Source organism: Methyloceanibacter marginalis, from assembly GCF_001723295.1.
GTDB lineage: Bacteria > Pseudomonadota > Alphaproteobacteria > Rhizobiales > Methyloligellaceae > Methyloceanibacter > Methyloceanibacter marginalis.
This window is the reverse complement of sequence record NZ_LPWD01000169.1, coordinates 1-3,110: the sequence shown is the minus strand read 5'-3', so window position 1 is coordinate 3,110 and position 3,110 is coordinate 1. Positions and strand designations below refer to the sequence as shown.

3 protein-coding genes are annotated in these 3,110 nt (G+C 64.9%); 1 reads left to right on the top strand and 2 read right to left on the bottom strand.

The genetic code is table 11. From position 1 onward, the window contains the following. Positions 1–849 (top strand): tetratricopeptide repeat protein (locus AUC71_RS07045; RefSeq protein ID WP_204376663.1); only part of this gene is annotated, 849 nt, incomplete at its 5' end. A gap of 17 nt (positions 850–866) precedes the next feature. Here AUC71_RS07045 and pyk read toward each other — a convergent pair. Further along, positions 867–2,291 carry a pyruvate kinase gene (gene pyk, locus AUC71_RS07040; protein ID WP_069623698.1) on the bottom strand — a complete coding sequence of 475 codons (1,425 nt, stop codon included), beginning with the start codon at positions 2,289–2,291 and terminating at the stop codon, positions 867–869. Next, positions 2,288–2,776, bottom strand: coding sequence for a DUF1036 domain-containing protein (locus AUC71_RS07035; RefSeq protein WP_425283364.1), 489 nt, complete (start codon positions 2,774–2,776; stop codon positions 2,288–2,290). Before AUC71_RS07035 ends, pyk begins: the two co-directional genes overlap by 4 nt. Between the last annotated feature and the right edge of the window lie 334 nt (positions 2,777–3,110).

Sequence of the window (3,110 nt, the reverse complement as noted above, 5' to 3'; positions counted from 1 at the left end):
CGCGCGCCCCGTACCTTTTCCAGCATGTCCATGGTGAAAAGTCGGGCGAGCCTGTTGCTCCTGGGTCTTGCGTTCGCGGCCTCGACGGCTGCGCCAGCCCTAGCCGCTCCGCCCGTGGTGCTTGCGCAATATTTCGAGAGCTTGGGCGACCAGCCGGAAGAGTCCGGGGACGTGCCGGCCTTGGACGATCCGGCTTTGGAGGGTTTGGACCTCCCAAGTTTAGGGGACATGGAGGGCGCCGAGCCGCATTTGAGGCCGGACATGAAGCCCGGCGCGGACGAGGGGGCGCCGCCGCAATCGGCGGAGGATACCAAGGGCCACAAGCTGGAATCCGGTGAGGTCCCGCCGCCAGTGGATCCGGCCGACCGGCCAAAAATGCTGGCCGAGCTCTACGAGAAGCTCGGCGGCGCGCCCAATGCCAGTTCGGCCGAGCCCATCATGACGGCCATCGAGGAGCTTTGGGCCGTCTCGGGCAGCGATACGGTCGACCTTCTGATGAGCCGGGCCGCCCAATTCGCCAACGCGGCGGAAATCGATCTGTCTCTGGCTATTCTCGACGCCGTCGTGGATATCGCTCCGAACGAGGCGGAGGTCTGGTATTTGCGGGCGAAGGTGAATGTGCTCCAGGGCAAGCCCGAGCGCGCGCTGACCGATCTCAGGCGGGCGCTCGATCTCGACGCCAAGCACTATCGCGCCATCACCGATCTCGGGCTCGTGCTCGAGCAGCTGGGGGCCAAGAAGGAGGCGCTGGAGGCCTATCGCCGGGCGCTGGCGGTCAATCCCTTCTTGGAAGATGCGCAGTCGGGCGTCGACGCGCTCAAGCGCGAGGTCGAAGGCCAGGACATCTAGCTTCGAACTCCGCGACGCTATTCCTCGGTGCCCGCCTGGACTTCGGCAATGCGCAGCAGGTTGGTGGCGCCAGACTTACCCAACGGCACACCGGCCGAGATGATCACCTGCTGGCCGGGGAGCGCGAACTCCTCCTGATAGGCAATGCGGCAGGCCTTGGCGACCATGTCGTCGAGATTGCGCGGGTCGTCGGTCAGCACGCAATGAAGCCCCCAGACGATCGCCAGCTTGCGGCCGGTCGCAGGGATGGGCGTCAACGCCAGGATCGGCTGTTGCGGCCGTTCGCGGGCGGCGCGCAGGCTCGTGGCGCCGGACGCGGTGTAGCAGACGATGGCCGCGAGATTGAGCGTCTCGGCCACGGTGCGGGCCGCCGCCGAGATGGCGTCCGCCCCGGTCGCTTGCGGGTCGATGCGCTGGGCGTGGATGATGGCCGCGTAGAGAGGATCGCGCTCAACCTCTATGGCAACACGGTCCATGGTCGCGACGGCGTCGACGGGGTATTTGCCCACGGCCGACTCGGCGGACAGCATGACCGCGTCGGCGCCTTCGAACACGGCGGTGGCAACGTCGGAGACCTCGGCCCGTGTCGGCACCGGCGCGTAGATCATCGATTCCAGCATCTGGGTGGCGACAACCACGGGCTTGCCGGCGTTGCGCGCCGCGCGGCTGATCTGCTTCTGGAGCCCGGGGACCTTCTCCACGGGCATCTCAACGCCGAGATCGCCGCGCGCGACCATGATGCCGTCGGCGAGCTCGAGGATTTCCTTGAGGTGGTTCACCGCCGACGGCTTCTCGATCTTGGCCATGATCGCGGTGCGGCCGCGCGAGAGCTTGCGTGCTTCGGCGATGTCCTCGGGACGCTGCACGAAAGAGAGCGCGACCCACGCGACGCCGAGGGACATGGCGCATTCGATGTCGGCGCGGTCTTGCGGTGGCGCTGAAGGGCAGCACCGTGTCGGGCAGGCTGATGCCTTTGCGGCTGCGAGCAGGCCGGAGGTCAGCACCTCGGCGTCGATGCGCACGTCGCTTGCCTCGACCACGCGCAGTTTCAGCTTGCCGTCGTCGAGGAGGAGGGTGTGGCCTTTTTCGACGGCTTCGAAGATCTCCGGATGGGGGAGCTGCACGCGTCCCAGGCCGCCAATGGCCTCGCGGCGGACGAAGCTCAAGATGTCGCCCTTCGTCAGCCGCATGGAGCCGGAGTCGAGCTTGCCGATGCGCAGCTTGGGACCCTGCAGGTCAACCAGGATGCCGATGGGCCGGGAGAATTCAGATTCGAGCTTGCGGACGATGGCGTGAACTTCGCGCAAGCCATCGTGGGTCGCGTGGCTCATGTTCACGCGAAACACGTCGGCGCCTGCTTCGAACAGGCGGCGCATCGTTTCTTCGTTGGTGGAGGCAGGACCGAGCGTAGCGACGATCTTGACTCGGCGATTTCGCCTCATTGGGACTTTGTTTCTTCACCTTCCGGATCGGTGAGACGGACGGTCCAGTCCCGCTCCTCGCCGGTATCGACTTCAAAGAATCCGGTACGCTTGTGGCCGCGCTTCTCGCAATCCTGCGTGTCGCGGATGGTGAAGGATTTGTCGTCCGTACACATGAAAAGGCCGCCGGCCCATTCGCCGCCGCGGTCGTAATCGACCGCGTGGATGTAGTAGTACCGGCCGATCAGCACGCCCTTGAGCAGGGTCTCGCAGGTGTGGGAGGCGATGTTCCACCAGCCCTCGCTCGCCCAGCCTTCCGTATCCTTATAGCCGATCGACACCCCGACGCGGCTCGCCGTGGTGTTACACAGCTTCAGGTCGGCATGGGCCGGCGTGACGCCCGGCCCCACCATGACGCCGAACGCCAGAAGAACGGCGTACATCCACCGATTGAGGGCCGGGATGCGGATTCCCGCCAATTTGCGGGTTGCGTGGGAAGCTGGCATTGGTCTCTCAAGCCTGAAGTCGCGGTTAATGAACCCCGAAACGTAGCATCGAATTGGTTGCATTTCTCTGACCGGCGAGGCTCCCTTATAAGCCTGATCGGCCCTATAACACCGTTGAAAATGCGAGGTAAATGCGTCGCAGCCTGGACTTTTCGGTCACTTCGTTGTTGTTGCGCGGCAGGCCGCGCGAGGCGCCCGGGGCCGATTGAGGACTGCTCGGAAGGAGCTCGAGCCTGGACACGCTTGTAGAAGACGATTTAGGCGAAAAGCCATACCGGACCATCGGCGGGGATGTAAAGCTCGGTCTCCTGATCCTCTGCGATCATGCCAGAAC

Bases quoted from the DNA above. Each gene is read 5' to 3' on its own strand.
- AUC71_RS07035 (WP_425283364.1), bottom strand. From the start codon at position 2,776: ATGCCAGCTTCCCACGCAACCCGCAAATTGGCGGGAATCCGCATCCCG.
- pyk (WP_069623698.1), bottom strand. From the start codon at position 2,291: ATGAGGCGAAATCGCCGAGTCAAGATCGTCGCTACGCTCGGTCCTGCC.